Below are 26,441 nucleotides of genomic sequence, written 5' to 3'. Positions count from 1 at the left end.
GGTGGTTACAGAAGTATTCGGTGGAGCGGTAGTTCAGTCGGTTAGAATACCTGCCTGTCACGCAGGGGGTCGCGGGTTCGAGTCCCGTCCGTTCCGCCACTTATTAAGACATTAAGCCTGCCCAAAGGGCAGGCTTAATGGCAAAAAAATTTAGGGGCGTAGCTCAGTTGGTAGAGCACCGGTCTCCAAAACCGGGTGTCGCGAGTTCGAGTCTCTCCGCCCCTGCCATATAGAATCCTTTGCTTCGGCAAAGGATTTTTTTTTGCCTGCAAAACGGCTCAACACCTTCCTGAAGAATAAGCAGCCTGCGTTTCCGCAGGCTTTTGCGTTAATCCAGTATGCTGGTTTTTAACAGATCTTTTATCTGCGACTGCTTATCGCTGTTTTGCAACCAAATAGCATACAGCGGCCTGGAGAGCGTTGTTGAATCGGTGACAACATGGAGTGCGGGTTTATTATCCGCCCAGCGAACAGGTAACCAGGTACAGCCTTTCAGTGTGGGAAGATGCTGGCATGCGATCTCCGCAGAGCTTGTCGTGAGTTGCGGGATATCATCGCTGGCAATTAACCCCGTCTCGTGCTGCTGAAAATCAGGCCCCCATTCCAGGCGTAAATAATTCAGGTCGGCCTTCATCATTGCAGGCTCGGATGCATAGAGCGCCAGGCTAAACTGTCCAACAATCTGGCTGCTAAATTCATCCATCTTGGGGGCTTCTGTGGTGATCAGCAGATCAAGCTGCCGCTCGTGGAGTTGCTTAACCAGCGACTGGCGTTGCGCAATCCTCGCCTCAAATTGCAGATGATTGTGTGTGCGATATAGCCGCATAAGCCACTGGCTGAGCATGCATTCCCATAGTGAAGCGCTGGCACCGATCGAGAATTCATTATGCCGGGATGTGTGCGCAACCTCCTTTCGCGCTGCCTGCCAGGTATTCATCAGGGTTTCTGCATAAGGCAATAGCTTTTCACCGGCCGGGGTTAAACGAATATTGTTGCGATGGCGGGTAAAAAGGTTCACACCCAGTTGATTTTCCAGCTGTCGAATACGAAAACTGACTGCTGACTGCGTCAGGTAGAGGGCTTCAGCTGCTCGCCCAAAGTGTCGCGTTCTGCTCACTTCGAGGAAAGTTTTTAGCAATTCCGTATCCACATCTTTCTCCACAAAATTATTTGTCGTTATGATTTAAATGTTTTGTTTTACACTCTGTCAAGCGTAACTAATACTCCGCGCCATAAATAGCTCGGCCAAAGAATTAGGAGCGTGTAGGATGGCGGAAAGCTTTACGACGACTAATCGTTTTTTCGATAATAAACATTATCCGCGCGGGTTCTCTCGTCACGGCGATTTCACTATCAAAGAAGCTCAACTTCTTGAGCGCCATGGTTATGCCTTTAACGAGCTGGATCTGGGTAAGCGCGAACCGGCAACCGAAGATGAAAAACAGTTTGTCTCTGTTTGTCGTGGTGAGCGTGAGCCGCAGTCTGATGCAGAACGTGTATGGATCAAGTATATGGCTCGCATTAAGCGTCCTAAGCGTTTCCATACGCTGTCTGGCGGCAAGCCGCAGATGGAAGGTGCAGAAGACTACACCGAGTCTGACGATTAAGAAGAGAAGGGGCTACGGCCCCTTTTTTATGCCAGCATTTTTTGCAGATGCAACAGCAGCCGATCGATCGCACGGTAGCTTAATGCCTCCTGCAAATGTCGCCTCTCTATTCCGGGGCAGCCCTCCACGTCAGCGACCGTGCGCGCAACTTTCAACAAACGCTGCCACGCGCGAATGGATAGCCCAAACCGCGTCAGTGTCTCTTCCAGCCAGCCTGCATCTTCGGCGTTGAGAGAGCAAAACTGTCGGATCCCGCTGTTATCCAGCCGGGCATTCAGCCTGTTCTGACGGGCATACTGCCGCGCCTGAGCCGCAATAACCCGTTCTCGCACCGCTGCTGAGCTTTCGCCTTTGATACCGGTTTGCCTCAGCAGACCGGGCGGTGGCAGGGGGATCTCGAGAGATAAATCAAAACGGTCGAGGAAGGGGCCGGACAGCTTACTCAGATAGCGCAGCGTCTGCTCCGGCGTACAGCGGTTATGGTTGCCCTGATAATGGCCCGTTGGGCTAGGGTTCATCGCGGCGACCAGCTGAAACTGCGCAGGGTAGCTTATTTTGGCGCGTGTACGAGACAGATGGATTTCGCCGGATTCAATCGGCTCCCGCAACGCATCCAGCACGCGGCGTTCAAACTCTGGCAATTCATCCAGGAACAGAATGCCGTTGTGTGCCAGTGAGATTTCACCCGGTCCGGGAATTGAGCCCCAGCCCACCATCGCGGTAAGAGACGCACTGTGGTGTGGCGAGCGGAAAGGACGGCGGCGCCACTGTTTATGCAGCGATATTGAACTGACCAGGCTAAATATCGCGGCGCTTTCCAGCGCTTCGTGATTATTGAGGGGGGGCAGCAGGCCGCTCAACCTGCTCGCCAGCATCGTTTTCCCCGTGCCTGGCGGACCTATCAGTAGCAGGTTATGCCCACCCGCGGCCGTTATTTCTAACGCCCGCTTACCCTGTTCCTGACCCATAATATCGCTGAGGTCATCGGGTGAATCTGCCACTACCTCCTCATTCTCCTGCGGCTCGGCAAGCTCATGTCGGCCTTCCAGCCAGGCGCAAACCTCCTGCAAATGTCCCGCGACAAGACACCCCTTTTCGGCGATAAGGCTGACTTCAGAGGCATTTTCATTGGCCACAATGATTTGCCTTCCCGCGCGTATGGCTTCAAGCGCACCCGAGATTGCTCCGGGAACGCCTCTTAACGCGCCTGTAAGCGCTAATTCACCCACGAACTCGCACGAGCTTAACCCTGACGTATTGAGCTGTTCAGAAGCCGCGAGAAGCGCTATAGCAATAGGTAAATCATATCGCCCTCCCTCCTTTGGCAAATCGGCGGGCGCAAGGTTGATGGTGATCTTCTTCGCCGGAAAAGCATAACCGCTATTAATAATTGCGCTGCGCACGCGATCCCTGGCCTCCTTAACGGTCGTTTCGGGTAAGCCGACCAGCGTCAGTCCGGGCAGTCCATTACTTAAATGAACCTCTACAGAAATAAGCGGTGCCTTCACGCCGATGGCCGCGCGTGTATAAACAACTGACAGTGACATAAGCCCTCCTTGGCGGTGACTATGCCAGCATCATTTTTTCCTGTTTAGCGCTAATTCACTGAATTACGGCGCTCGTTCCAGCCTTTTAGCGCCTAAATGTAATCATTACATGTCGGTGGAATCGGCCTCGCAGAAAAGAAATCATGCGCGCCTTGCCTGATGAAACAGGACAAAAATATGAAAAATCTTCATTTCTATTTTTTCCCTATATAAAACAACGATTTTGAAAGAAATAGTTCGCCTGCTACAGAAATGAGTCATAAAAAAATCTTGTGTCAGATGAAATATCTGTGGTAACTCTTTAGGTATTCCTTCGAACAAGATGCAAAAAGAACTGAAAATGACAGCCCTTCTACGAGTGATTAGCCTGGTCGTGATTAGCGTGGTGGTGATTATTATCCCACCGTGCGGGGCTGCACTTGGACGAGGAAAGGCTTAGTAATCAAGCCTTAACGAACTAAGACCCCCGCACCGAAAGGTCCGGGGGTTTTTTTATGACTAAAAAACTTAAATGAGGAGCAGAGAATGACGACTAGCACAAAATTCTGTTTCTCCAGATTTATGACGGGGAACTAACTATGAATGGGGCACAATGGGTAGTACATGCGTTGCGCGCGCAGGGAGTCGAAACCGTATTCGGTTATCCGGGTGGCGCAATTATGCCGATTTACGATGCACTGTATGACGGCGGCGTGGAACACCTCTTGTGCCGACACGAGCAGGGCGCAGCGATGGCCGCCATCGGTTATGCCCGTGCGACCGGTAAAACCGGCGTCTGTATGGCCACCTCCGGTCCGGGCGCAACGAACCTGATCACCGGCCTGGCTGACGCGCTGCTCGATTCCGTACCCGTGGTGGCGATCACCGGCCAGGTGGCCTCTCCGTTCATCGGCACCGATGCCTTCCAGGAAGTGGATGTGCTCGGTTTATCGCTTGCCTGCACCAAACACAGCTTCCTCGTTCAGTCTCTCGAAGAGCTGCCGCGCGTGATGGCCGAAGCGTTCGAGGTTGCCAGCTCTGGCCGTCCTGGTCCGGTTCTGGTAGATATCCCGAAAGATATTCAGGTTGTACTCGGCGATCTGGAACCGCACTTCTCCACCGTTGAAAGCGACGACGTGTTTCCCCATGCGGAGGTTGAAGAGGCTCGCCAGATGCTGGCGCAGGCGAAACAGCCGATGCTGTATGTAGGCGGCGGCGTGGGCATGGCGCAGGCCGTTCCTGCCCTGCGCGAATTTATCGCAGTAACGCAAATGCCCGCCACCTGCACGCTGAAAGGATTGGGCGCGGTCGAGGCGGACTATCCATACTATTTGGGCATGTTAGGGATGCACGGCACCAAAGCGGCAAACCTGGCGGTGCAGGAGTGTGACCTGCTCATCGCCGTCGGCGCCCGTTTTGACGACCGCGTCACCGGCAAGCTGAACACCTTTGCGCCGAACGCCAAAGTGATCCATATGGACATCGACCCGGCGGAGATGAACAAACTGCGTCAGGCGCACGTCGCGCTGCAGGGCGATCTCAACGCGCTGTTACCGGCGCTGGAGCAGCCGCTGGATATCAACCCATGGCGTCAGCACACCGCCGATATGCGCGCTGAACACGCCTGGCGTTACGACCACCCCGGCGAGGCCATCTATGCGCCGCTGTTGTTGAAACAGTTGTCCGACCGCAAACCCGCAGACAGCGTGGTGACGACGGATGTCGGCCAGCATCAGATGTGGTCAGCCCAGCACATGACCTACACCCGCCCGGAGAACTTCATCACCTCGAGCGGCTTAGGCACGATGGGCTTCGGCCTGCCCGCTGCCGTGGGCGCACAGGTTGCCCGCCCGAACGATACCGTTATCTGTATCTCCGGTGACGGCTCCTTCATGATGAACGTCCAGGAGCTCGGCACCGTGAAGCGTAAGCAGTTACCGCTGAAAATCGTTTTGCTCGATAACCAGCGTTTGGGAATGGTTCGCCAGTGGCAGCAGCTGTTCTTCCAGGAGCGTTACAGCGAAACGACCCTGACCGATAACCCCGATTTCCTCACCCTGGCCAGCGCCTTCGGCATTCCTGGCCAGCACATCACCCGTAAAGACCAGGTTGAAGCGGCACTCGACACCATGCTGTCAAGCGAAGGGCCATACCTGCTTCATGTCTCAATCGACGAGCTTGAGAACGTCTGGCCGTTGGTACCGCCCGGTGCCAGTAACTCACAAATGCTGGAGAAATTATCATGATGCAACATCAGGTTGCCGTGCAGGCTCGCTTCAACCCGGAAACGTTAGAACGCGTATTGCGTGTGGTGCGTCATCGTGGTTTTCAGATTTGCTCTATGAATATGGAAACGGCCACGGATGCACAAAATATCAGTATCGAATTAACCGTTGCCAGCCCGCGGCCGGTCGACTTACTGTTTAGTCAGTTATCAAAACTGGTAGACGTTGCCCATGTTGCCATCTGCCAGAGCACAACCACATCACAACAAATCCGCGCTTAAGCGTGACAGGACGAAAAAATGACGACAAAAAAAGCTGATTACATTTGGTTCAATGGTGAGATGGTTCGCTGGGAAGACGCGAAAGTTCACGTGATGTCCCACGCGCTGCACTACGGCACCTCCGTGTTTGAAGGCATCCGTTGCTACGATTCTCACAAAGGACCAGTGGTGTTCCGCCATCGCGAACACATGCAGCGTCTGCATGACTCAGCCAAAATTTATCGTTTCCCGGTCTCCCAAAGCGTTGATGAGCTGATGGAAGCCTGCCGCGAGGTGATCCGCCAGAACAAACTGACCAGTGCCTATATTCGTCCGCTGGTCTTCGTGGGTGATGTCGGCATGGGTGTCAATCCGCCCGCTGGCTATAACACCGATGTGATCATTGCTGCGTTCCCGTGGGGCGCCTACCTGGGCGCGGAAGCACTGGATCAGGGGATCGACGCAATGGTTTCTTCCTGGAACCGCGTGGCACCAAACACTATCCCGACCGCGGCTAAAGCGGGCGGTAACTACCTCTCCTCACTGCTGGTTGGCAGCGAAGCGCGCCGTCACGGTTACCAGGAAGGTATCGCGCTCGATGTAAATGGCTACATCTCCGAAGGTGCGGGCGAAAACCTGTTTGAAGTGAAAGACGGCATTCTTTTCACCCCGCCGTTCACCTCGTCCGCGCTGCCGGGCATCACCCGCGACGCCATCATCAAGCTGGCAAAAGATCTGGGTATCGAAGTACGCGAGCAGGTGCTGTCCCGCGAATCCCTGTACCTGGCTGACGAAGTGTTCATGTCCGGTACCGCGGCTGAAATTACACCGGTGCGTAGCGTCGACGGCATTCAGGTGGGCGAAGGCCGCTGTGGTCCGGTCACCAAACGCATTCAGCAAGCCTTCTTCGGCCTGTTCACCGGCGAAACAGAAGACAAATACGGCTGGTTGGATCAGGTTAATCACTAAATATAAATTTGGGACGGCACGCACCGTCCCATTTAATAGTCAGACGGGAGTAAATAAAGCATGCCTAAGTATCGTTCAGCCACCACCACCCACGGCCGTAATATGGCGGGTGCCCGCGCACTGTGGCGCGCCACCGGAATGACCGACGCCGATTTCGGCAAGCCAATTATCGCCGTGGTGAACTCCTTCACCCAGTTTGTGCCGGGCCACGTGCACCTGCGCGATCTCGGTAAGCTGGTTGCCGAGCAAATCGAAGCCTCCGGCGGCGTGGCGAAAGAGTTCAACACCATTGCGGTGGATGACGGTATCGCAATGGGCCACGGGGGGATGCTCTATTCACTGCCGTCGCGCGAGCTGATCGCCGACTCGGTGGAGTACATGGTTAACGCCCACTGCGCCGATGCGATGGTCTGTATCTCCAACTGCGACAAAATCACCCCGGGGATGCTGATGGCCTCCCTGCGCCTGAACATTCCGGTGATCTTCGTTTCCGGCGGCCCGATGGAAGCGGGTAAAACCAAGCTTTCCGACAAAATCATCAAGCTCGACCTGGTCGATGCGATGATCCAGGGCGCGGACCCGAAAGTCTCTGACGAGCAGAGCGACCAGGTGGAACGCTCCGCGTGTCCGACCTGCGGCTCCTGTTCCGGGATGTTCACCGCCAACTCCATGAACTGCCTGACCGAAGCGCTGGGCCTTTCTCAGCCGGGTAACGGCTCGCTGCTGGCGACCCACGCCGACCGTAAGCAGCTGTTCCTTAACGCGGGCAAGCGCATCGTTGAGCTGACCAAACGCTACTACGAGCAGGACGACGCTAGCGCGCTGCCGCGCAACATCGCCAGTAAAGCGGCGTTCGAAAACGCCATGACGCTGGATATCGCCATGGGCGGTTCCACCAACACCGTTCTGCACCTGCTGGCCGCCGCGCAGGAAGCCGAAATCGACTTCACCATGAGCGACATCGACAAGCTCTCCCGCAAAGTGCCGCAGCTGTGTAAAGTCGCGCCGAGTACCCAGAAGTACCACATGGAAGACGTGCATCGTGCTGGTGGTGTCATCGGTATTCTCGGCGAGCTGGATCGCGCAGGGCTGCTGAACCGCAACGTGAAAAATGTGCTCGGCCTGACGCTGCCGGAGTCGCTGGACCAGTACGACGTGATGCTGACCAAAGACGACGCGGTGAAAAAGATGTTCCGCGCCGGTCCGGCAGGTATTCGCACCACGCAGGCGTTCTCGCAGGATTGCCGCTGGGACACGCTGGATGACGATCGCGCCGAAGGCTGCATCCGCTCGCTGGAACATGCCTACAGTAAAGACGGCGGTCTGGCCGTGCTGTACGGTAACTTTGCGGAAAACGGCTGCATCGTGAAAACCGCAGGCGTGGACGACAGCATTCTCAAATTCACCGGTCCGGCAAAAGTGTATGAAAGTCAGGACGAGGCGGTAGACGCTATCCTCGGTGGCAAAGTGGTGGAAGGCGACGTGGTGGTCATTCGCTACGAAGGGCCGAAAGGCGGTCCGGGCATGCAGGAGATGCTCTACCCGACTACCTTCCTGAAATCGATGGGCCTCGGCAAAGCCTGCGCGCTGATCACCGACGGTCGTTTCTCTGGCGGCACGTCAGGCCTCTCCATTGGCCACGTCTCCCCGGAAGCGGCAAGCGGCGGCAATATCGCGATCATCGAAGATGGCGACCTGATCGAAATCGACATTCCGAACCGCGGCATTCAGCTGAAGCTGAGTGACCAGGAGATTGCGGCCCGTCGTGAAGCGCAGGAAGCCCGCGGCGACAAAGCCTGGACGCCGAAAGACCGCCAGCGTGAAGTCTCCTTCGCCCTGCGTGCCTACGCAAGCCTTGCCACCAGTGCAGATAAAGGCGCGGTGCGCGATAAATCTAAACTTGGGGGCTAATGATGGCCGAGTCACAACCCTTATCCGCCGCCCCCGAGGGGGCGGAATACCTGAGAGCGGTGCTGCGCGCGCCGGTCTATGAAGCCGTGCAGGTCACGCCCCTGCAAAAAATGGACAAACTCTCCTCGCGCCTCGACAACGTCATTCTGGTGAAGCGCGAAGACAGGCAGCCGGTGCACAGCTTCAAGCTGCGCGGCGCCTACGCGATGATGGCCGGGCTGACGGATGAGCAGAAAGCGCGCGGCGTCATTACCGCGTCGGCAGGCAACCACGCGCAGGGCGTAGCGTTCTCCGCGGCCCGTTTAGGGCTGAAAGCGCTGATCGTGATGCCGGTTGCCACGGCGGATATCAAAGTCGACGCGGTGCGCGGTTTTGGCGGGGAAGTGCTGCTCCACGGCGCGAATTTTGACGAAGCGAAAGCCAAAGCGATTGAGCTGGCGCAGCAGCAGGGTTTCACCTGGGTCCCGCCGTTCGATCACCCGATGGTGATTGCCGGGCAGGGTACGCTGGCGCTGGAACTGTTGCAGCAGGATGCCCATCTCGACCGCGTTTTCGTTCCGGTGGGCGGCGGTGGCTTAGCCGCTGGTGTGGCGGTGCTGATCAAACAGCTAATGCCGCAGATCAAAGTGATTGCGGTTGAAGCGGAAGACTCCGCTTGCCTGAAGGCGGCGCTGGACGCCGGACATCCGGTGGATCTGCCGCGCGTCGGGCTGTTCGCCGAGGGCGTGGCGGTGAAGCGCATTGGCGATGAAACGTTCCGTCTGTGCCAGGAGTATCTCGACGATATCGTCACCGTCGACAGCGACGCTATCTGCGCGGCGATGAAAGATCTCTTCGAGGATGTGCGTGCGGTGGCGGAGCCGTCCGGCGCGCTGGCGCTGGCGGGGATGAAGAAATACATCGCCCAGCACAACATTCGCGGCGAGCGTCTGGCGCACGTGCTTTCCGGCGCCAATGTGAACTTCCACGGCCTGCGCTACGTGTCCGAACGCTGTGAGCTGGGCGAGCAGCGTGAAGCCCTGCTGGCGGTGACCATTCCGGAAGAGAAGGGCAGCTTCCTGAAGTTTTGCCAGCTGCTGGGCGGCCGTTCGGTAACGGAGTTCAACTACCGCTTTGCCGATGCCAAAGATGCGTGCATATTTGTCGGCGTGCGTCTGAGCCGTGGCGTGGAGGAGCGCAAAGAGATCCTCAGCCTGCTGCATGACGGCGGCTACAGCGTGGTCGATCTCTCCGACGACGAAATGGCGAAGCTGCACGTGCGTTACATGGTCGGCGGCCGTCCATCCAAGCCGCTCAAGGAACGCCTGTTCAGCTTCGAGTTCCCGGAATCGCCGGGCGCGTTGCTCAAGTTCCTGCACACGCTGGGCACCCACTGGAACATTTCTCTGTTCCACTACCGCAGCCACGGCACCGACTACGGCCGCGTTCTGGCGGCGTTCGAGCTGGGCGAGCACGAGCCGGATTTCGAAACGCGCCTGAACGAGCTGGGCTATGAGTGCCATGACGAAACCCACAACCCGGCGTTCCGCTTCTTCCTGGCAGGCTAAGGGTTGAGCGGCAAGTAGGCCGGGTAAGCGCAGCGCCACCCGGCTTTAGTGGTTCGGCAATATCGTCCAGAACGCATCAATAAGCGGCTCATGCAGCCGCTTTTTTTGTGCGCACACGCCAAGCTCAAACGGCGTTTTCTCGTCGCTGCGCTCTAAAATCATCACGCGATTGCGCACCGGCTCCGGGCTGTTTTCCAGCACCACTTCTGGCAGCAGCGCCACGCCGCAGCCGAGCGCCACCATCGACACCATCGCCTCATGGCCGCCGACCGTGGCGTAAATCGACGGGTTGCTGATTTTCTGGCGGCGGAACCACAGCTCAATGCGGCGGCGCACCGGCCCCTGATCGGCCATGATAAACGGCACCGTCGACCAGTCCGGTTTCTCCACCGAGACCTGGTTGCGCACAGGGCAGGGCAGCGCCGGGGCAATCAGTACTACCGCCAGATTCTCCAGCATTGAGAACGCTACCGCGCCCGGCAGGGTTTCCGGCTTCCCGGCAATCGCGAGATCCGCTTCGCCCGTGACCACTTTTTCCATCGCGTCGGCGGCATCGCCGGTGGTGAGCTTAATTTCAACCGACGGATGTTCCGCGCGGAAGCGGTCGAGAATGGGGGGAAGATGGCTGTAGGCGGCGGTCACGGAGCAGAAAATATGCAGCTCGCCGGAAAGCGACGGCCCCTGCTGGTCGATGGTGTGCCGCAGCTGCTGGTACTGCAACAAGGTTTGCTGGGCAAAGATGCGCAGCTCTTCACCGGCTTCCGTGAGGGTGACGGTGCGGTTATCGCGCACGAACAGCGGCTGGCCGAGGTCTTCCTCAAGGCGCTGGATCTGGCGCGACAGCGTGGAAGGGCTGACGTGCATCGCCCGGGCGCTGCGGCCAAAGTGACGGCTTTCCGCCAGATGCAGGAACATTTTCAGATCGCGTAAATCCACCGATTCCACTCCCTCTTTTTACATTGCATAAATTGCAATGTGACGTTGTGAATATATCAATTTCCGCAATAAATTTCCTGTTGTAATGTGGGTACATTCTCGCTGAAACGCGAACCGAACAATAAGACGCACAACATCACGAGGTATCACCCATGGCTAACTACTTTAATACACTGAACTTGCGCCAGCAGCTGGCGCAGCTGGGCAAATGCCGCTTCATGGCGCGCGATGAATTTGCTGATGGCGCGAGCTACCTTCAGGGTAAAAAAGTGGTCATTGTTGGCTGTGGCGCACAGGGTCTGAACCAGGGCCTGAACATGCGTGACTCCGGGCTGGATATCTCCTACGCCCTGCGCAAAGAAGCGATTGCTGAAAAGCGCGCTTCCTGGCGTAAAGCGACCGAAAACGGCTTCAAAGTAGGTACCTACGAAGAGTTGATCCCGCAGGCGGACCTGGTGGTTAACCTGACGCCAGACAAGCAGCACTCAGACGTTGTGCGTTCCGTACAGCCGCTGATGAAAGACGGCGCCGCGCTGGGTTACTCCCACGGCTTCAACATCGTTGAAGTGGGCGAGCAGATCCGTAAAGACATCACCGTAGTGATGGTGGCACCGAAGTGCCCGGGCACCGAAGTGCGCGAAGAGTACAAACGTGGTTTCGGCGTACCGACGCTGATCGCCGTTCACCCGGAAAACGATCCGAAAGGCGAAGGCATGGCGATTGCCAAAGCCTGGGCAGCGGCCACCGGCGGCCATCGTGCGGGCGTACTGGAATCATCCTTCGTTGCGGAAGTGAAATCTGACCTGATGGGCGAGCAGACCATTCTGTGCGGCATGCTCCAGGCGGGTTCTCTGCTGTGCTTCGACAAGCTGGTGGAAGAGGGCACCGATCCGGCATACGCGGAAAAACTGATTCAGTTCGGCTGGGAAACCATCACCGAAGCGCTGAAGCAGGGCGGCATAACGCTGATGATGGACCGACTGTCCAACCCGGCAAAACTGCGCGCGTTCGCACTCTCTGAACAGCTGAAAACCATCATGGCACCGCTGTTCCAGAAACACATGGACGACATCATCTCCGGCGAGTTCTCTTCCGGCATGATGGCGGACTGGGCGAATGACGATAAGAAACTGCTGACCTGGCGCGAAGAGACCGGTAAAACCGCGTTCGAAACGGCACCACAGTTCGAGGGTAAAATCAGCGAGCAGGAGTACTTCGATAAAGGCGTACTGATGATCGCGATGGTGAAAGCGGGCGTTGAGCTGGCGTTCGAAACCATGGTGGATTCCGGCATAATTGAAGAATCTGCGTACTATGAATCGCTGCACGAGCTGCCGCTGATCGCAAACACCATCGCCCGTAAGCGTCTGTATGAGATGAACGTGGTGATCTCCGATACCGCCGAGTACGGTAACTATCTGTTCTCTTACGCCTGCGTACCGCTGCTGAAAGAGTTCATGACTACCCTGCAAGCAGGCGATCTGGGTAAAGCGATTGCGGAAGGTGCGGTTGATAACGCGCAGCTGCGTGACGTAAACGAAGCGATTCGCAGCCACGAAATCGAGAAAGTGGGCCAGAAACTGCGTGGCTACATGACCGATATGAAACGTATCGCAGTAGCAGACTAAAAAGACAATCGGGTGGCGCAAGCCACCCGAACTGTTTTAGCTACGCAGTATCGCGCCGGGATAACCCAGCTGGCGCCACGCCTCATACACCACCACCGACACCGCATTCGACAGGTTCATGCTGCGGCTGTCCGGCATCATCGGAATACGAATTTTTTGCTCAGCGGGCAAGGCATCCAGAATGGTGGCCGGCAGGCCGCGGGTTTCCGGACCAAACATCAGATAATCCCCGTCCTGATAGCTTACGGCACTGTGCGCTGGCGTGCCTTTGGTGGTCAGGGCGAACATGCGCTGCGGCTTCTCTGCGTCCAGAAACGCGGCGTAATCGTGATGACGAACGACGGCAGTAAACTCATGGTAGTCCAGCCCCGCGCGGCGCAGACGTTTGTCGTCCCACGTAAAGCCCATCGGCTCAATGATGTGCAGACGAAAACCGGTGTTGGCGCACAGGCGGATGATATTGCCGGTATTGGGTGGGATTTCTGGTTCGAATAAGACGATGTTAAGCATGCTGCCCCCTTAATTGCGGGGGGCAGAATAGCAGAAAAGAGAGGGACTAGGCGACGCCCGGCTCCTGCGAGCGGCTATACAGCATTTTGTAGACGGTTGCCGCCGCGGCCACGAGAGCAGGCACGCTGAGGATCATCAAAATACTGTCCGCCTGCCACTGCATGGAGAGAAGCTGGGCGCTGGTCATGGTGCCCGCCACGCCGCCGAAGCGGCCGATCCCCTGCATCCAGGCGATACCCGTCGCGCGGCACTCGGTAGGGTAAAAGGTGGCGGCCAGGGTCTGCATCCCCGACTGCGCGCCGTTCATTGCGATCCCCATCAGGAAGATTAACCCGCCAAACAGGGCGATATGATTATGCTCAATGCCGAGTAAAAGAATCAGGCCCATCGTCAGCACGAAACCACACGCGACCACCTTGTGCGCTTCCCAGCGGTCCATCATCCAGCCCGCGAGCAGAATGCCAGCGGTGCCGCCGAAGGTGAACAGCGAGGTGAGCCAGGCGGATTCCGCCAGCGCATACCCCATCCTCCCCTGCATCAGCGTTGGCATCCAGCTCAGCAGGACGTAATAAATCACCAGTCCCATAAAGTAGGTGACCCACAGCATCAGGGTGCCGGGCAGCCAGGGCATGGAAAACAGCTGCGACACGCTGCCTTTTTTCGACGCGACCTTCTCCTCCGCCAGGAAAAAGCCTGTGACGCTATCCAGCGTGCTGCGGGCGAACCGGCTGGCGATGCGGCGAACCTGCGCGACGTCTTTCCCTCGCTGCACCAGAAACTTCACCGACTCCGGCAACAGCAGCGCCAGCAGCACCGTTAAAATCAGCGGCGCAATCGCGCCGGTCAGCAGTACGCTTCGCCAGCCATGGTGAGGGATAAGCCAGGACGAGATCGCCCCGCCGCCCGCCGCACCCAGCGGAAAGCCGCAGTACATCGTGTTAATTGCCATGGCGCGGCAGCGCTGGGGGGCAAACTCTGAGATCAGCGTGATGGCGTTAGGCATCGCGGCGCCCAGCCCGAGACCGGTCAGAAATCGCCACAGCGTCAGGGTATTCAGACTTTGCGCCCAGGCCGTGCCCAGGCTCGCCAGGCCGAAGAACAGGCATGAAAAGACCAGTACGCGCTTGCGTCCCATACGGTCCGATACCGGACCTGCAATAAGAGCTCCCAGCGACAGCCCCAGTAGCGCCGCACTCAACACCGGCCCCAGATCCTGTTTATGTATTCCCCACTCCGCCGACAGCGTAGGCGCAATGTAACCCATCGCTGCGGTATCGAAACCATCGATCGCCAGCACCAGAAAGCCCAGCACAATAAGAAGCCAGTGAAACCCTGAAAAAGGACTCTCATCGATCACCTGCTGAATATCCACCCGACCTGAATACGTCATACGTTCCCCTCCGATGTGATGTTGTTTTTGTGTTCTTGTATTTGCTTGTCTATACAATTGCGGAGGGCGGGTTGTGTCAAATTTTCTTATCCAGAATGTTACGCAGGTGTTATTTTCAACAAAAAAAGCGCCCGAGGGTAAAGCCGGGCGCGGAAGAAGGGGAGGCTAACCGGGGGATATCAGGCCGCGTTTCCTTGAGAAAGGGGGGCCAGCGCCGCAGGCAGCTTACTGAGCTCCTGCACCAGAGAGTCTTTGCTGATTTCACCGATTGTTTTCGCACCGGTAAGGGTCATCGCCACCTTCATCTCTTTCTCGATCAGGTTCAGCAGATTCGCCACGCCCGCCTGGCCGCTGGTGGCCAGCGCGTACAGGTAAGCACGGCCCAGCAGCACACTGTCTGCGCCCAGGGCAATCATGCGTACCACGTCCAGCCCGTTACGGATGCCGCTGTCGGCCAGAATCGCAATATCGCCTTTCACCGCATCGGCAATGGCTGGCAGGGCGCGGGCGGAGGAGAGCACCCCGTCAAGCTGGCGGCCACCATGGTTAGAGACCACGATCCCCTCGGCACCAAAACGCACCGCGTCGCGGGCATCTTCCGGATCGAGGATCCCTTTGATCACCATCGGGCCGTCCCAGAATTCGCGGATCCACTCCAGGTCTTTCCAGGAGATGGATGGATCGAAGTTGTTCGCCAGCCAGCCGATGTAATCTTCCAGCCCGGTCGGTTTACCCAGGTAGGCCGAAATATTGCCCAGATCGTGCGGACGGCCATTCACGCCGACCTCCCACGCCCACTGCGGGTGCGTCACCGCCTGCCAGTAGCGGCGCATCGCGGCGTTCGGACCGCTCATGCCGGAGTGCGCATCACGGTAGCGGGCGCCGGGCGTGGGCATATCGACGGTAAAGACCAGCGTTGAGCAGCCTGCCGCTTTGGCGCGCTCCAGCGCGTTACGCATAAAGCCGCGATCGCGCAGGACGTACAGCTGGAACCACATCGGGCGCTTGATGGTCGGCGCGACCTCTTCAATCGGGCAGACGGACACGGTGGAAAGGGTAAACGGAATGCCTTTGGCATCTGCTGCGGCGGCGGCCTGCACTTCACCGCGACGGGCATACATGCCGCATAAGCCGACGGGCGCAAGCGCCACCGGCATGGAGAGCGTCTCGTTAAACAGCTTCGTCTCAAGGCTCAGGTCAGACATATTCTTCAGCACGCGCTGGCGCAGGGCCACTTCCGACAGGTCCTCCACGTTGCGGCGCAGGGTATATTCGGCGTACGCCCCGCCGTCAATGTAGTGGAACAGGAATGGCGGCAAAATGCGCTGTGCCGCGGCGCGATAGTCACTGGCTGCGGAAATAATCATGCTTTGTTCTCCCTGGAAATATCACTCTCGCCAGGCAGACGGGTAATACGCGCCTGTCGGGCCTGATCTTCATCGAATCGTTTAATGGTGGTATGCACGAAGCCGAGATGCGCCATCATCGCCTTGCGCGCGGCCTCGGCATCACCGGCCAGAATGGCGTTGAGCACCGCCTCGTGCTGTTCGGTCAGTTGGGCAAATACCGGCGGCACCAGATACATGCGCTGGCGGCTCTGCTTCACGGAGGATTGCAGCAGGTCGAAGAACCCGCGCATGGTTTGCAGCAGAACCACGTTGTGCGAGGCCTCGGCAATCGCGAGGTGAAAACGCACGTCCGCCTGGGAGGCGATGTCCGGATCGCTGCTTTGCGTGGCCTCAAAGCAGGCTTTGAGCTTCTCTTTGTCGGCCTCGGTTGCCCGCATCGCCGCATGCCACGCGGTGCTGGTTTCGATAGCGTGACGCGCTTCGAGGATGTCAAAGCTGTAGTCCGGGTCGTTTTCCATCAGCGTCTTAAGCGGCTGCACGATGTTTTGTTCGGACCAGTCGTCATGCTGCCAGCGCACGAAGGTGCCGCCGCCTCGACGGCTCAGCAGCACCCCTTCGCTGACCAGCGTCGCCAGCGCCTCGCGCAGTGAATTGCGCGACACGCCAAGCTGGGCGGCAAGCTGACGCTCGGCGGGCAATCTCATGCCCGCTTCCAGCTGTTGTTCTTCTATCAGCGCCCGTACGCGAGTGGCAATCTCGTCGGACAGGCGTCTGGGCATCACTATCATGGAATCATCCAGGTTAAGACATAGGCCTGCAATGTGGTGATCACGCCCACCATGCAGGTAAATATCAGGCTGTGTTTAACGGTAAAGCGGAACAGATCCGACTCTTTGCCTACCAGCCCCACCGCGGCACAGGCAATGGCGATGGACTGCGGTGAGATCATCTTCCCGGTCACGCCGCCGGTGGTGTTCGCGGCGACCAGCAGCACGTCCGAGACGCCAATCTGCTGCGCGGCTGTGGCCTGTAGGGCGGCAAACAGGGCGTTAGATGACGTATCTGAACCGGTCAGGAACACCCCCAGCCAGCCGAGGAACGGCGAGAAGAAGGTAAACGCGTGGCCGGTATGCGCCAGCGCTAACGCCAGCGTCGACGACAGGCCGGAGTAGTTCGAAATAAACGCGAACGCCAGCACCATGCCGATGGAGTAAATCGGCAGCATCAGCTCTTTAATCGTCGCCGCAAAGGTCTGCACCGCGGCGGCAGGCTTCATGCGCAGCCACACTACGGAAAGGATAGCGGCAAACAGGATGGCCGTGCCGGTGGCTGAGAACCAGTCAAACTTAAACACTGCCGCATACGGCGTGGCGTCGTGTACCACCGGCGGCATACGGGCGACCATCTTGTCGAGGAACGGCACGGAGATATTAATCACCATGTCGTACAGCGCGCCGCCCGGGGCGAACAGCGCCTTAAACGGCGGAATGCTCCACAGCGTCACGGTGGCGGTCAGGAACAGGAACGGTGACCACGCGCGCACAATCTGTCCGGCGGTATAGCCGGTGCGCGCCAGCGTCTGGTCCACGTGCGATGCGCCCATGTCAGCAAAGCGGAAGATACGTACCGGCTGCCAGCGTTTCAGGAACAGCGTCAGACAGACCAGCGACACCAGGGAAGAGATGATGTCCGGCAGTTCCGGGCCGAGGAAGTTGGAGCTGAGATACTGGGCAATGGCGAACGAACCGCCCGCTACCATCACCGCAGGCCAGGTCTCCTTCACGCCGCGCCAGCCGTCCATAATCGCCATGATCCAGAACAGCACGATAATGGTCAGGAACGGCAGCTGGCGGCCCACCATCTGGCCGATCTCGAAGCTGTCCAGCCCGGTCACCTGGCCCGCCACCAGAATAGGAATGCCCATCGCGCCAAACGCCACCGGCGCGGTATTCACAATCAGGCACAGGCCAGCGGCATACAGCGGGTTAAAGCCCAGACCGACCAGCAGGGCGGCGGTGATCGCCACCGGTGCGCCGAATCCTGCCGCCCCTTCCAGAAATGCTCCGAAGGAGAAGCCGACGATCAGCATCTGCAAACGCTGGTCCGGTGTAATAGAGAGAATCGAAGAGCGAATAATGTCGAACTGCCCGGTTTTGACCGAGATTTTGTAGACAAAGACGGCGGCGATGATGATCCACGCAATCGGCCACAGTCCGTAGAAGAAGCCATAGACGACGGAGGCCAGCGCGCGATCGACCGGCATTTTGTAGAAGAACAACGCCACCATCAGGGCGATGGCAACGGTATACGTCGCGGCGAGGTAGCCCTTCAGCTTGAGCTTAATCAGCGCAAAGAAGAAAAACAGGATCGGTAGCGATGCGATCAGGCTCGACAGCCAGATATTTCCGGCCGGATCGTAGTTTTGTTGCCAGAGGCTCATGCAGGTCTCCTGAGGACCACACAGGTGTTCGTCGGGTGAGTCTCTGCTCATCTCTGCGTCACACTTAGTGTAAAAGTGGTCCTTCCAATATTGTGATGTAGGGTTAATGACAACAAATGGTTAACCAAGTGTTGCTATTAAGCAATTGTTTTGTGAAGTGGAGCATCGAAATTGTGAACGATGGATAGCTTTGTGCGTGATTGGTAGGACCAAACCCGCAAAATCAAATCACCGTGTGCATTGGGAGCGGTGGTCAGGTGGAGAGCCTTACATTCGCCTTTTAAGCAGATACGGCGCGTAAAAGAGGTTATATAAAAAGGAGAGGTGATAATATTGCGTGAATTGAATGAGGTTTGTTTGTTTTATTTGTGTTTTTGAGAAGCTGTATATGTGTGAGCAGAGTGATATATTACCTATAAATAAAATTTTTTTTTGGTTAAAAATGCGAAATCTAAGCTGTAGCAAAAAATTTTAATTAAGGTAAATTTCACATATAGATTTTAACAGTGTATTACAAACGATCAATTGATGATCGATAAGGAAATATCCTGTTCAATTGCGGTTTTTCAGGATAAAGGGTAAGAATTTTGCGCTGAACAGACATTTTTTGGCTAATAATATTCTGAAATAAATTGATCAAACAATGATCAGTTAACTCTCTAGTAATTTAGTTGCGGTATTAAAAGCAGATTAATAATTATTAGGGCAATCGAAAGGGGTTAAATTTGTTAGCTGAGTGTTAATTTCTGAGTGTTTACAGACGCGGCATATTGCTTTTCAATGCGTAGACGTTAAAAGGCATTTGATTTACTATTTATTCAGAAGCAACGTAACAGAAGATTTAAATTTATTACTAACCACAACGTATTCAGTGTTATTTTCGGCCAGAAGTCATTCCTCAGTTGAAGGATATCTGTGTATGGCCTTCTGAAAATATACGGATTATCACCATGGGATGGACCCTGCTTTATTCTATAAGGTCGCGTCACCCATTCTGCTAAAAACCTTTCGGTGGCGTTTTTAAATCCTTATAGCGGTTATTGTACCTGGTACAACAAGTCTATATCTGTTTAATTTACAGAGGGGAAAGTGTTCCAAATGAAAATCAAAAATGTGGCGCTGGCGATTGCCGCGGCGGGGCTGCTGTTATCTTCTCAATCAGTACTGGCAAGCAGTGATTCTGGCGTTAATGCTTCTCTGGATACCGGTGCGGGTTCGCAAAGTACGGGCGGGGTGATCAATTTTACCGGGAAGATTACCCTTATTTCCTGTGATATTACTCCGGCCTCTAAAAACAAAACGGTAGACCTTGGGGCGTGGGCAAAAAGCTACTTTGACGATCACAACGAAACGACGCCGCGCGAGTTCAAAATCAACGTGGAAAACTGCCCGGAGACGGTTGAATCGGTTGCGGTACTGTTTGACGGAACCAAAGATACGGTGAATGACACACTGCTTCAGGTTACGCCAGGTGAAGGTATGGCGACGGGTGTCGGCGTGAAGCTTTATAACAGCGATCGCAGCACCGCGATTAAACCGGGTACGGTATCTGAAACAACCGCACCGGATGATCAAGGCAATGCTGAATTAACTTTCTATGCCGCACTTGACAAAGATGGCACGGAAATCAACGCCGGCGATGTTAACGCCGTATCCAACTTCCTGATGGTTTATAACTGATTTCACTGTCAGCCACCTCCAGAGATAATAATGATGAAACGTTTATCGTATATTATGCTCACTGCATTAATGGTTAGTTCTGCGTCAGTTTCCGCTGGCGTTGTAATGGGGGGAACACGGATCGTATACCCGCAAAACAGCAAGGAGGTGGCATTTTCTGTTTCTAATATGGAAAGTGCGGTTCCCTATCTTATTCAGTCGTGGGTTGAAGGCGATGGGCCGGATAAAAATAACGCTGCGCCATTTATTGTCACACCACCTCTGTTCAGACTTGATCCGGAGCAGACCAACACGCTGCGTATTCAATATACCGGCGCTCCGCTGCCCACAGATCGTGAATCTGTATTCTGGCTCGATATTAAAGCGATAGCGCCAAAGCCAAAAGAGAGCAGCAACGAATTACAGGTAAACGTCAAATCGAAATTTAAAATCTTCTACCGCCCGGATAACCTGAAAGGGGACGCCGCCACGGCCTGGCAGAAAATAACGTTTTCGCGAACGGGAAAAGGGCTTAAGGCCGCTAACCCGACGCCATACTACGTCTCTTTTTATCGTCTGACCGTTGGCGGGCATAAAATTGAGCAGCCGGGCATGATCGGTCCAGGGGAAACCCGGGAATGGCCTGTGTCCGCCTCCGGGGGCGTAAGCTGGTCGGCTATTAATGATTTTGGTGCCATCACCGCCACCCACACCCAGCCTCTTTAAGACCATGCCTTTTCGCCTATTTCGTTACGCGCCGCTTTCGGTGTTGCTGCTTAGCTTCAGCCGCACGGGGATGGCCGAGGATTACTTTGATCCCGCCGCGCTGGAGCTTTCCTCTACTGAACAGAAAACGGCGGATCTGCACTATTTCTCTGAAAAGGGCGGGCAGATGCCAGGCACCTGGCTCGTGACGCTGGAGATTAACGGACGCGAGGAGCGGCATCAGGAGATCACCTTCGTCAATGAGAAAGGCAGCCTGCAACCCGTTTTTAGCGTATCGCTGCTGGAAGCGCTTGGCGTAAATGTAGGGGCCATTCCTGCATTCTCCCGGTTGCAGGAGGGAGAAACGTTCACGCACCTCGAGGATTTTATTCCGGCAGCGCGAACTTCTTATGATTTCAACCAGCAGCGTCTCTTTCTCAGCCTGCCGCAGGCGGCAATGAAACACCGCAGCCGTGGCTACGTGCCGCAGTCGCAGTGGGACGATGGTATCCCGGCGGCATTTACTGATTACAGTCTGTCGGGCGGTCAGGCCCGTCATCAGAGCGGGGTCACAACATCCAGCTATCTGAGCCTGCGTAACGGCATCAATCTGGGGGCGTGGCGGCTGCGTAACACCTCGGCCTGGAGCCACAGCGACGCGGGCGGCGAACATTTTCAGTCGCAAAGTAGCTGGCTGACCCGGGATATTCGCCGTCTTAACAGCCAGCTACGGATCGGTGATGCCTGGACCACAGGCGACGTCTTCGATAGCGTGGCGTTTCGCGGGGTACAGCTCTCATCAAGCGAAAGCATGTTGCCCGACAGCCAGCGCGGCTTCGCACCAACCATCCGCGGCGTCGCACACAGCTTCGCTAAAGTCTCCGTTTCGCAAAATGGCTATGTGATCTATGAAACCTGGGTGGCCGCCGGGCCATTTATCATTAACGATCTGTTCCCGGGCGCACAAAGTGGCGATCTACAGGTTACGGTCACGGAAAGTGACGGCTCAACGCGCGTCTTTACCCAGCCCTATTCTGCGGTGCCGTTTATGCGACGCCAGGGCAGCCTGAAATACAGTCTCAATGCAGGACGATTTCACTCCGGCTCCGGTGATGCGCGTTCGCCCGAATTTGTTGAAGGCGCTTTCTTCTACGGTCTGCTCTCCAGGATGACGGTGTATGGCGGCTTTCGTACGGCGAGCAACTATCAGGCCGGTGCAATTGGCGTAGGCAGAGGGTTTGGCGCATTTGGCTCGCTGGGTATTGACGATACGCTGGCAAAAAGCCGTTTACCCGACGGCAAAAGCGCGATGGGGCAGGCGTGGCGCATTCAGTACCAGAAAGATTTCAGCGCTACCGGCACCGCCTTCAACCTGGCGAGCTATCGCTATGCCTCGCGCAATTACTACGAATTTAGTGAACTGAATCAGTCTGACAGCCAACAGCTGCAACTCAATAATCGCCGTAGCCGCTCGCAGGTCACTTTTTCACAGACGCTGGGTCAGTTCGGCAGCCTCAGCGTCTCGGCATGGATGCAGGATTACTGGCATACGTCCGGGCAGGATAAAACCATCCACATTGGCTGGTACACCAGCTGGCGGGGTATTTCCTGGGGCGCGGGGTATGACTACACCGACTCAGCGCTTGAGCAGCATCCCGATCGCACCGTGTCGTTTAACGTCAATGTTCCGCTTGGCAACTGGCTGCCGGGCAGTTCGGTCAGTTACTACGCCAACCACAACAATCGTGGGATGACCACGCAGCAGGTGTCACTCAACGGCAGCGCGCTGGCGAACCGCAACCTGAATTACAGCGTTCAGCAGAGTAAGACCAGTGAGGGAGAGGCCGACAGCACCAGCCTGGCGCTGCAATACAACGGTGGCTACGGCAACGTCAGCCTCGGTTATGACCACAGCCGAAACGGTAGCAACGCGAGTCTTGGACTCGCCGGAGGCGTTGTCGCCACGCAGTATGGCGTCACGCTTAGCCAGCCGCTGGGCGATACCGTCGCCCTGCTGCGCGTGCCCGGCGCGGCGAACGTTGAGCCGGAGGGCTACAACGGGATCCATACCGACAGCCGCGGCTATGCGGTCATGCCAACGCTCTCGGCGTATCGCAAAAATACCGTCAGCCTTGATACGGCGACGCTGGGTGAGAACGTCGACATTGAGCAAAGCGGTCTGACGCTCATTCCCACCAGCGGCGCGGTGGTGCTGGCCAATTACACAACCCACATTGGTTATCGCGTTCTGTTTTCCCTGCGCTACCACGGCGAACCGTTGCCGTTTGGCGCGCAGGCTGAAGTGGTGGAGCAGAACCGCCATTCTGCAAACCGAAGCATGGTCGCTGACGGCGGTCAGGCCTACCTGAGTGGAGTACCAGAGCGCGGCACCCTGCGCGTCACCTGGTATGAAAACGGGGAGCAGCAGCAATGCCAGACACCTTTCAGACTGGGGAAAGCTCATATGGCTCCCGGTATCGCCACGCTGTCCGTTGAGTGCCATTAGAGGAATATCATGCGTCGTTTTATTCACTGGTTTTTCTATCTGAGCCTTCTTTCGCTTTTTGGCATGCTGAGTTTTCATGCCCATGCTCAGACTTCACCTTGCCGCACCACGCGCGATCAGTGGGTTGTCCAGGTGCCTTATGCCATTGGGTATGCGCCCGGCACGGCTGACTGGACGCCGATATCTGCGCCGATACAGTCTACCGGGGCAGATTTCTACAGCTGTGATGGCGGGAATGATGCCTGGCGTAGTATCGGCTTTGTCGACGTGGATAACCCCGTCGGCACCGTGGTGGGTGAAGACGGTGCGTCGCGGCACGTCTACAAAACCCAGATTGACGGCATCGGCTACGCGCTCGGGTTTCGCGAGCAGCAGTACTGCGGCGCCGATGCGATACGCTATATTGACGGCACAAGTCAGGTGAATGGCAATGAGTCCCGGCGCATTTGCGACGCATCGCAAAACCCCGCCTTTGCCAGCGCCTCAACGTACAAAATGCAGTTCTGGGTGGTGTTCTACAAAATCCCGACGACCAGCGCCATGCCTGACGATAACGCCAATTCCCAGGAGCATAATGTCGGCTCGCTGATATTGCAGGCGGGAGAAAATCAAGCCAGCGCCACCAACGTGGCGACACCGGTACAGATCCATCTCGCCAGCTTCACCGTCAGGCGTACCAGCTGTTCAGTGGGCTCTCGCAGCATTCTTGTTCCCATGGGGAGCGTGAGCCAGCGTGAATTTCACGGCATCGGCTCCCGCGCCGGAGGCGGACGCTTCAGCATTCCGGTGACCTGTGAAAATAACACGGCGGTTAAGATGGGTTTCTTTGGCGATACCACGCCGGGCAACGATCGGGCGCTGGCGTTGACGAAGCAGGAGGATAGCGCCAGCGGTGTCGGGATCGAACTGCTTTACGGTGACAATACCGGTTCGGTTCAGGGGCAGGTGGTATCGTGGAACACCCCTCAGGTGTCAGCGCTTGGCCAGGTGGGGGATAACCAGACGCAGACCTTCTGGTTTGATGCGCATTACATTCAGACGGAAGAGAACGTAACGGCGGGAAAAGCAGATGCGATGGCCACGTTTAACCTGATTTACAACTGAGTTTCCCCTGCCGCTCCGGCAGGGGAAGCGGGATCAGAACGCGGTCTTACTAAAACCCGTCATCTCTTTCAGGCCCATTTCGCGGCCAAGCTCAGTCATCGGGTGCACCACCACCAGGCCACGGACGCTTTTCTTCAGCTTGCCCATGTCGGCCTGCTCTTTTTTGGTGATCGCGCGGCGATGCGGCATGTTCATCAGCTTCTGCGCCTCTTTACTCAGCTTCTGGCCTTTCACATCGCGCAGGCGCTCAATTTCCGCCTCCAGCTTCACGGACTCTTTTTCCAGCTCGGCATATTTCTCGGCGGAATCAACAAGGGAGAGGCCAGCCATCTGATGGCGGATCAGATCCAGACGGTCGCTCAGGCGTTTAATTTCGTTCTTTTCGACTTCTTTCATGACAAATAACTCTGAAAACGGGGAATTTACAGGGAAGGATACACCAATGTGTGCGGGCTTACTTCTGAAACGCTTTTTTTAAGCTGATTTTAGAAATCAGCTCAGTCAGGGAAAGCACCATGGTGGAGCGGACAACTTGTTGATAACGCAGCTTTTGCATCATGTACAGCTCAGGGTCGCTGTTATCAAACTGAGGTGCGGGAGGGAGCGCGGCTACGCAGTGCAGTTCGCCGAAGGGCCCGAGTATCTCATCATCGGTGAAGGTGTACTCATTGCCGTCATGATTGAGCTCTTCGCGCAGCGCCATTAACAGCTCGGCGTCTTCATACTCCTGACGGTTGAGCACGCCAAGACCGTAGATCAGCTTCAGCCGTACCGATAAATCGCCCAGCGGTCCGTCTCCGTCCAGTAACGGTTCTACAGCATACTTTACCGCGTAGTCGTCTTTGCGAAACACCTGAAGCACCAGAATGTTCACCGCCTCGGTTAACAGCTCGACGGCGGCGATCAGGAAACTTCGTACGGTTTTGCCAGCATTCAGACGCTCAAGCACACGATTTTCAAAGGCCTGGGTTTGTTCCATTATTGCCTGCATATCTGACAATCTGTTATTCGGGCGCAGGCTAACCTGCGCCGGACTCTGCATCATTTGGTTGCGTTGTATGCGCTGACCGCCTCCGCAACCACGTCACTGTTGGCATCCAGACCGGAAATCTGCGCCAGCGCAGCCTGTGCGCCTTTGTCATCAATCAGCTGAGCCAGCTCAATCGCCTGCGGGTCCTGCTCGCTGCGGTAGTGCATTGCGGCAGCGATTCCCTTCACCAGGTTAGCGTGCGGCAGACCGTATTCCAGCGTGCCCAGCAGCGGTTTAATCAGGCGGTCGCCCGCGCTCAGTTTACGCAGCGGCTGACGACCCACGCGCTCAACGTCATCTTTCAGATACGGGTTTTCAAAACGACCGAGGATTTTCTGGATGTATGCTGCGTGTTTATCAGCATCAAAACCGTAGCGTTTGATCAGCACCGCGCCGCTCTCTTCCATTGCCCCTTTGACCACCGCACGGATGTTCTCATCGAGGATCGCGTCACGAATCGTCTGATGACCGGCCAATTTCCCGAGGTACGCGGTTATAGCATGCCCGGTGTTCAGCGTGAAGAGTTTACGTTCGACAAATGCCATCAGATTATCGGTTAATTCCATTCCCGGAATGGTCGGCAGCGCGCCTTTAAACTGAGTTTTATCAACGATCCACTCGCTGAAGGTTTCCACCGTCACTTCCAGCGGGTCGTTGGTGGCGGATTCTGATGGCGGAACGATGCGGTCAACGGCGGAATCCACAAAACCAACGTGCGCTTCAACCCAGGCTTTATCTTCCTCAGCCACAGCGGCCAGAACGTGGCCTTTCAGCTGCGTGGTGCCGCGCACCATGTTTTCACAGGCGATGATGTTTAGCGGCGTTTCAACGCCTTGTGCTTTACGCTTCGCCAGGCCTTTCGCGACCGCCGGGGCGATACGCTCAAGCACCACCGGACCCACGGCTGTGGTGACCAGATCAACGCTTGCGATGAGGTCAATCACGTCGTCGCCAATGCTGCTTACCGCGTTGACGCCAGAGACCGTTTCAACCTGTTCGTTTTCACCCACCACGTGAACCTGATAGCTATGACGGGCATTCAGGGCATCCAGAACCACCTGATTCACATCGGCGAATGTCAGGGTAATGCCCGCGTCTGCCAGCAGTTTACCGATAAAGCCACGACCGATATTACCTGC

General features: G+C 56.4%; 24 protein-coding genes and 2 tRNA genes. 15 read left to right on the top strand and 11 right to left on the bottom strand.

Annotated elements, in window-relative coordinates; translation table 11 throughout:
* Positions 1-22 precede the first annotated feature (22 nt).
* Together ACOTX2_RS23125 and ACOTX2_RS23120 are read left to right on the top strand one after the other, a co-directional pair.
* Positions 23-99: transfer RNA gene (locus ACOTX2_RS23125), tRNA-Asp, on the top strand.
* Positions 100-152: 53 nt separating this feature from the next.
* Positions 153-228: transfer RNA gene (locus ACOTX2_RS23120), tRNA-Trp, on the top strand.
* A gap of 100 nt (positions 229-328) precedes the next feature.
* Here the strand turns inward: ACOTX2_RS23120 and hdfR are convergent.
* A complete protein-coding gene (gene hdfR, locus ACOTX2_RS23115) occupies positions 329-1,150 on the bottom strand; it encodes an HTH-type transcriptional regulator HdfR (protein WP_022649779.1) in 822 nt (273 codons plus the stop codon).
* Positions 1,151-1,268: 118 nt separating this feature from the next.
* Between hdfR and ACOTX2_RS23110 the strand changes: the two genes are divergently transcribed.
* Complete coding sequence (locus ACOTX2_RS23110; protein ID WP_006808641.1) at positions 1,269-1,607, top strand: DUF413 domain-containing protein; 339 nt, start codon at positions 1,269-1,271, stop codon at positions 1,605-1,607.
* A gap of 26 nt (positions 1,608-1,633) precedes the next feature.
* Here ACOTX2_RS23110 and ACOTX2_RS23105 read toward each other — a convergent pair whose 3' ends face one another.
* Positions 1,634-3,154 (bottom strand): YifB family Mg chelatase-like AAA ATPase, encoded by a 1,521-nt coding sequence (locus tag ACOTX2_RS23105; protein WP_100148852.1) that lies wholly within the window; start codon positions 3,152-3,154, stop codon positions 1,634-1,636.
* Positions 3,155-3,494: 340 nt separating this feature from the next.
* Between ACOTX2_RS23105 and ilvL the strand changes: the two genes are divergently transcribed.
* The 7 genes from ilvL (at position 3,495) to ilvA (ending at position 10,045) form a co-directional block, all read left to right on the top strand.
* On the top strand, positions 3,495-3,593 hold the full coding sequence (ilvL, locus tag ACOTX2_RS23100; protein ID WP_001311244.1) for an ilv operon leader peptide: 99 nt from the start codon (positions 3,495-3,497) through the stop codon (positions 3,591-3,593).
* Between the two features lie 86 nt (positions 3,594-3,679).
* On the top strand, positions 3,680-3,730 hold the full coding sequence (ilvX, locus tag ACOTX2_RS23095; protein ID WP_166792073.1) for a peptide IlvX: 51 nt from the start codon (positions 3,680-3,682) through the stop codon (positions 3,728-3,730).
* Between the two features lie 2 nt (positions 3,731-3,732).
* The gene (gene ilvG, locus ACOTX2_RS23090) at positions 3,733-5,379 is read left to right on the top strand and encodes an acetolactate synthase 2 catalytic subunit (RefSeq protein WP_063843938.1); all 1,647 of its coding nucleotides are present in this window, start codon (positions 3,733-3,735) and stop codon (positions 5,377-5,379) included.
* The gene (ilvM, locus tag ACOTX2_RS23085) at positions 5,376-5,639 is read left to right on the top strand and encodes an acetolactate synthase 2 small subunit (protein ID WP_003860184.1); all 264 of its coding nucleotides are present in this window, start codon (positions 5,376-5,378) and stop codon (positions 5,637-5,639) included. Before ilvG ends, ilvM begins: the two co-directional genes overlap by 4 nt.
* An 18-nt stretch (positions 5,640-5,657) precedes the next feature.
* The gene (gene ilvE / locus ACOTX2_RS23080) at positions 5,658-6,587 is read left to right on the top strand and encodes a branched-chain-amino-acid transaminase (protein ID WP_003860182.1); all 930 of its coding nucleotides are present in this window, start codon (positions 5,658-5,660) and stop codon (positions 6,585-6,587) included.
* 60 nt (positions 6,588-6,647) lie between these two features.
* Positions 6,648-8,498, top strand: coding sequence for a dihydroxy-acid dehydratase (gene ilvD / locus ACOTX2_RS23075; protein WP_022649775.1), 1,851 nt, complete (start codon positions 6,648-6,650; stop codon positions 8,496-8,498).
* Positions 8,499-8,500: 2 nt separating this feature from the next.
* Positions 8,501-10,045 (top strand): threonine ammonia-lyase, biosynthetic, encoded by a 1,545-nt coding sequence (gene ilvA, locus ACOTX2_RS23070; protein WP_100148853.1) that lies wholly within the window; start codon positions 8,501-8,503, stop codon positions 10,043-10,045.
* 45 nt (positions 10,046-10,090) lie between these two features.
* Here the strand turns inward: ilvA and ilvY are convergent, their stop codons facing one another.
* The gene (gene ilvY, locus ACOTX2_RS23065) at positions 10,091-10,981 is read right to left on the bottom strand and encodes an HTH-type transcriptional activator IlvY (protein WP_017693777.1); all 891 of its coding nucleotides are present in this window, start codon (positions 10,979-10,981) and stop codon (positions 10,091-10,093) included.
* A 152-nt stretch (positions 10,982-11,133) separates the two neighbouring features.
* Between ilvY and ilvC the strand changes: the two genes are divergently transcribed.
* Entirely contained in the window at positions 11,134-12,609 is a 1,476-nt protein-coding gene (gene ilvC, locus ACOTX2_RS23060; protein ID WP_022649773.1) for a ketol-acid reductoisomerase, read from the top strand.
* 36 nt (positions 12,610-12,645) lie between these two features.
* Here the strand turns inward: ilvC and trmL are convergent, their stop codons facing one another.
* The 5 genes from trmL to lldP form a co-directional block, all read right to left on the bottom strand.
* A complete protein-coding gene (gene trmL, locus ACOTX2_RS23055; protein ID WP_022649772.1) occupies positions 12,646-13,119 on the bottom strand; it encodes a tRNA (uridine(34)/cytosine(34)/5-carboxymethylaminomethyluridine(34)-2'-O)-methyltransferase TrmL in 474 nt (157 codons plus the stop codon).
* 46 nt (positions 13,120-13,165) lie between these two features.
* Complete coding sequence (locus tag ACOTX2_RS23050; RefSeq protein ID WP_100148850.1) at positions 13,166-14,509, bottom strand: MFS transporter; 1,344 nt, start codon at positions 14,507-14,509, stop codon at positions 13,166-13,168.
* Positions 14,510-14,688: 179 nt separating this feature from the next.
* The gene (gene lldD, locus ACOTX2_RS23045) at positions 14,689-15,876 is read right to left on the bottom strand and encodes an FMN-dependent L-lactate dehydrogenase LldD (RefSeq protein WP_421625995.1); all 1,188 of its coding nucleotides are present in this window, start codon (positions 15,874-15,876) and stop codon (positions 14,689-14,691) included.
* Positions 15,873-16,646 (bottom strand): transcriptional regulator LldR, encoded by a 774-nt coding sequence (gene lldR / locus ACOTX2_RS23040; protein WP_023298877.1) that lies wholly within the window; start codon positions 16,644-16,646, stop codon positions 15,873-15,875. The genes lldD and lldR overlap by 4 nt, the downstream gene beginning before the upstream one ends.
* A complete protein-coding gene (gene lldP / locus ACOTX2_RS23035) occupies positions 16,643-18,298 on the bottom strand; it encodes an L-lactate permease (RefSeq protein WP_022649769.1) in 1,656 nt (551 codons plus the stop codon). The genes lldR and lldP overlap by 4 nt, the downstream gene beginning before the upstream one ends.
* 1,098 nt (positions 18,299-19,396) lie before the next feature.
* Here lldP and ACOTX2_RS23030 point away from each other — a divergent pair.
* The 4 genes from ACOTX2_RS23030 to ACOTX2_RS23015 are packed head-to-tail and all read left to right on the top strand — an operon-like array spanning position 19,397 to position 24,272.
* A complete protein-coding gene (locus ACOTX2_RS23030; RefSeq protein WP_032621994.1) occupies positions 19,397-19,978 on the top strand; it encodes a fimbrial protein in 582 nt (193 codons plus the stop codon).
* A 30-nt stretch (positions 19,979-20,008) separates the two neighbouring features.
* A complete protein-coding gene (locus ACOTX2_RS23025; protein WP_022649767.1) occupies positions 20,009-20,683 on the top strand; it encodes a fimbrial biogenesis chaperone in 675 nt (224 codons plus the stop codon).
* 4 nt (positions 20,684-20,687) lie between these two features.
* Complete coding sequence (locus tag ACOTX2_RS23020) at positions 20,688-23,168, top strand: fimbria/pilus outer membrane usher protein (RefSeq protein WP_063148423.1); 2,481 nt, start codon at positions 20,688-20,690, stop codon at positions 23,166-23,168.
* Between the two features lie 9 nt (positions 23,169-23,177).
* Positions 23,178-24,272, top strand: a complete 1,095-nt coding sequence (locus ACOTX2_RS23015) for a fimbrial protein (protein ID WP_063148424.1) — start codon at positions 23,178-23,180, stop codon at positions 24,270-24,272.
* A 33-nt stretch (positions 24,273-24,305) separates the two neighbouring features.
* Here the strand turns inward: ACOTX2_RS23015 and ACOTX2_RS23010 are convergent, their stop codons facing one another.
* From ACOTX2_RS23010 to mtlD, 3 genes are all read right to left on the bottom strand, one after another.
* Positions 24,306-24,668, bottom strand: a complete 363-nt coding sequence (locus ACOTX2_RS23010) for a YibL family ribosome-associated protein (protein ID WP_022649764.1) — start codon at positions 24,666-24,668, stop codon at positions 24,306-24,308.
* A gap of 58 nt (positions 24,669-24,726) precedes the next feature.
* Positions 24,727-25,317, bottom strand: coding sequence for a mannitol operon repressor MtlR (mtlR, locus tag ACOTX2_RS23005; protein ID WP_063148425.1), 591 nt, complete (start codon positions 25,315-25,317; stop codon positions 24,727-24,729).
* On the bottom strand, positions 25,314-26,441 hold a 1,128-nt coding region (mtlD, locus tag ACOTX2_RS23000), incomplete at its 5' end, for a mannitol-1-phosphate 5-dehydrogenase (protein ID WP_421625994.1). The genes mtlR and mtlD, both read right to left, overlap by 4 nt.

Source organism: Enterobacter cloacae complex sp. IR5412, from assembly GCF_049237385.1.
Classification (GTDB): Bacteria; Pseudomonadota; Gammaproteobacteria; order Enterobacterales; family Enterobacteriaceae; genus Enterobacter; species Enterobacter intestinihominis.
The sequence above is the reverse complement of the archived record's forward strand: the minus strand, read 5'-3'. Positions and strand labels throughout refer to the sequence as shown.

Coding starts and splice junctions, on each gene's coding strand:
- ACOTX2_RS23110 (WP_006808641.1), top strand. CDS start 1,269: ATGGCGGAAAGCTTTACGACGACTAATCGTTTTTTCGATAATAAACAT.
- ACOTX2_RS23105 (WP_100148852.1), bottom strand. CDS start 3,154: ATGTCACTGTCAGTTGTTTATACACGCGCGGCCATCGGCGTGAAGGCA.
- ilvL (WP_001311244.1), top strand. CDS start 3,495: ATGACAGCCCTTCTACGAGTGATTAGCCTGGTCGTGATTAGCGTGGTG.
- ilvG (WP_063843938.1), top strand. CDS start 3,733: ATGAATGGGGCACAATGGGTAGTACATGCGTTGCGCGCGCAGGGAGTC.
- ilvM (WP_003860184.1), top strand. CDS start 5,376: ATGATGCAACATCAGGTTGCCGTGCAGGCTCGCTTCAACCCGGAAACG.
- ilvE (WP_003860182.1), top strand. CDS start 5,658: ATGACGACAAAAAAAGCTGATTACATTTGGTTCAATGGTGAGATGGTT.
- ilvD (WP_022649775.1), top strand. CDS start 6,648: ATGCCTAAGTATCGTTCAGCCACCACCACCCACGGCCGTAATATGGCG.
- ilvA (WP_100148853.1), top strand. CDS start 8,501: ATGGCCGAGTCACAACCCTTATCCGCCGCCCCCGAGGGGGCGGAATAC.
- ilvC (WP_022649773.1), top strand. CDS start 11,134: ATGGCTAACTACTTTAATACACTGAACTTGCGCCAGCAGCTGGCGCAG.
- trmL (WP_022649772.1), bottom strand. CDS start 13,119: ATGCTTAACATCGTCTTATTCGAACCAGAAATCCCACCCAATACCGGC.
- ACOTX2_RS23050 (WP_100148850.1), bottom strand. CDS start 14,509: ATGACGTATTCAGGTCGGGTGGATATTCAGCAGGTGATCGATGAGAGT.
- lldD (WP_421625995.1), bottom strand. CDS start 15,876: ATGATTATTTCCGCAGCCAGTGACTATCGCGCCGCGGCACAGCGCATT.
- lldR (WP_023298877.1), bottom strand. CDS start 16,646: ATGATAGTGATGCCCAGACGCCTGTCCGACGAGATTGCCACTCGCGTA.
- lldP (WP_022649769.1), bottom strand. CDS start 18,298: ATGAGCCTCTGGCAACAAAACTACGATCCGGCCGGAAATATCTGGCTG.
- ACOTX2_RS23030 (WP_032621994.1), top strand. CDS start 19,397: ATGAAAATCAAAAATGTGGCGCTGGCGATTGCCGCGGCGGGGCTGCTG.
- ACOTX2_RS23025 (WP_022649767.1), top strand. CDS start 20,009: ATGATGAAACGTTTATCGTATATTATGCTCACTGCATTAATGGTTAGT.
- ACOTX2_RS23020 (WP_063148423.1), top strand. CDS start 20,688: ATGCCTTTTCGCCTATTTCGTTACGCGCCGCTTTCGGTGTTGCTGCTT.
- ACOTX2_RS23015 (WP_063148424.1), top strand. CDS start 23,178: ATGCGTCGTTTTATTCACTGGTTTTTCTATCTGAGCCTTCTTTCGCTT.
- ACOTX2_RS23010 (WP_022649764.1), bottom strand. CDS start 24,668: ATGAAAGAAGTCGAAAAGAACGAAATTAAACGCCTGAGCGACCGTCTG.
- mtlR (WP_063148425.1), bottom strand. CDS start 25,317: ATGATGCAGAGTCCGGCGCAGGTTAGCCTGCGCCCGAATAACAGATTG.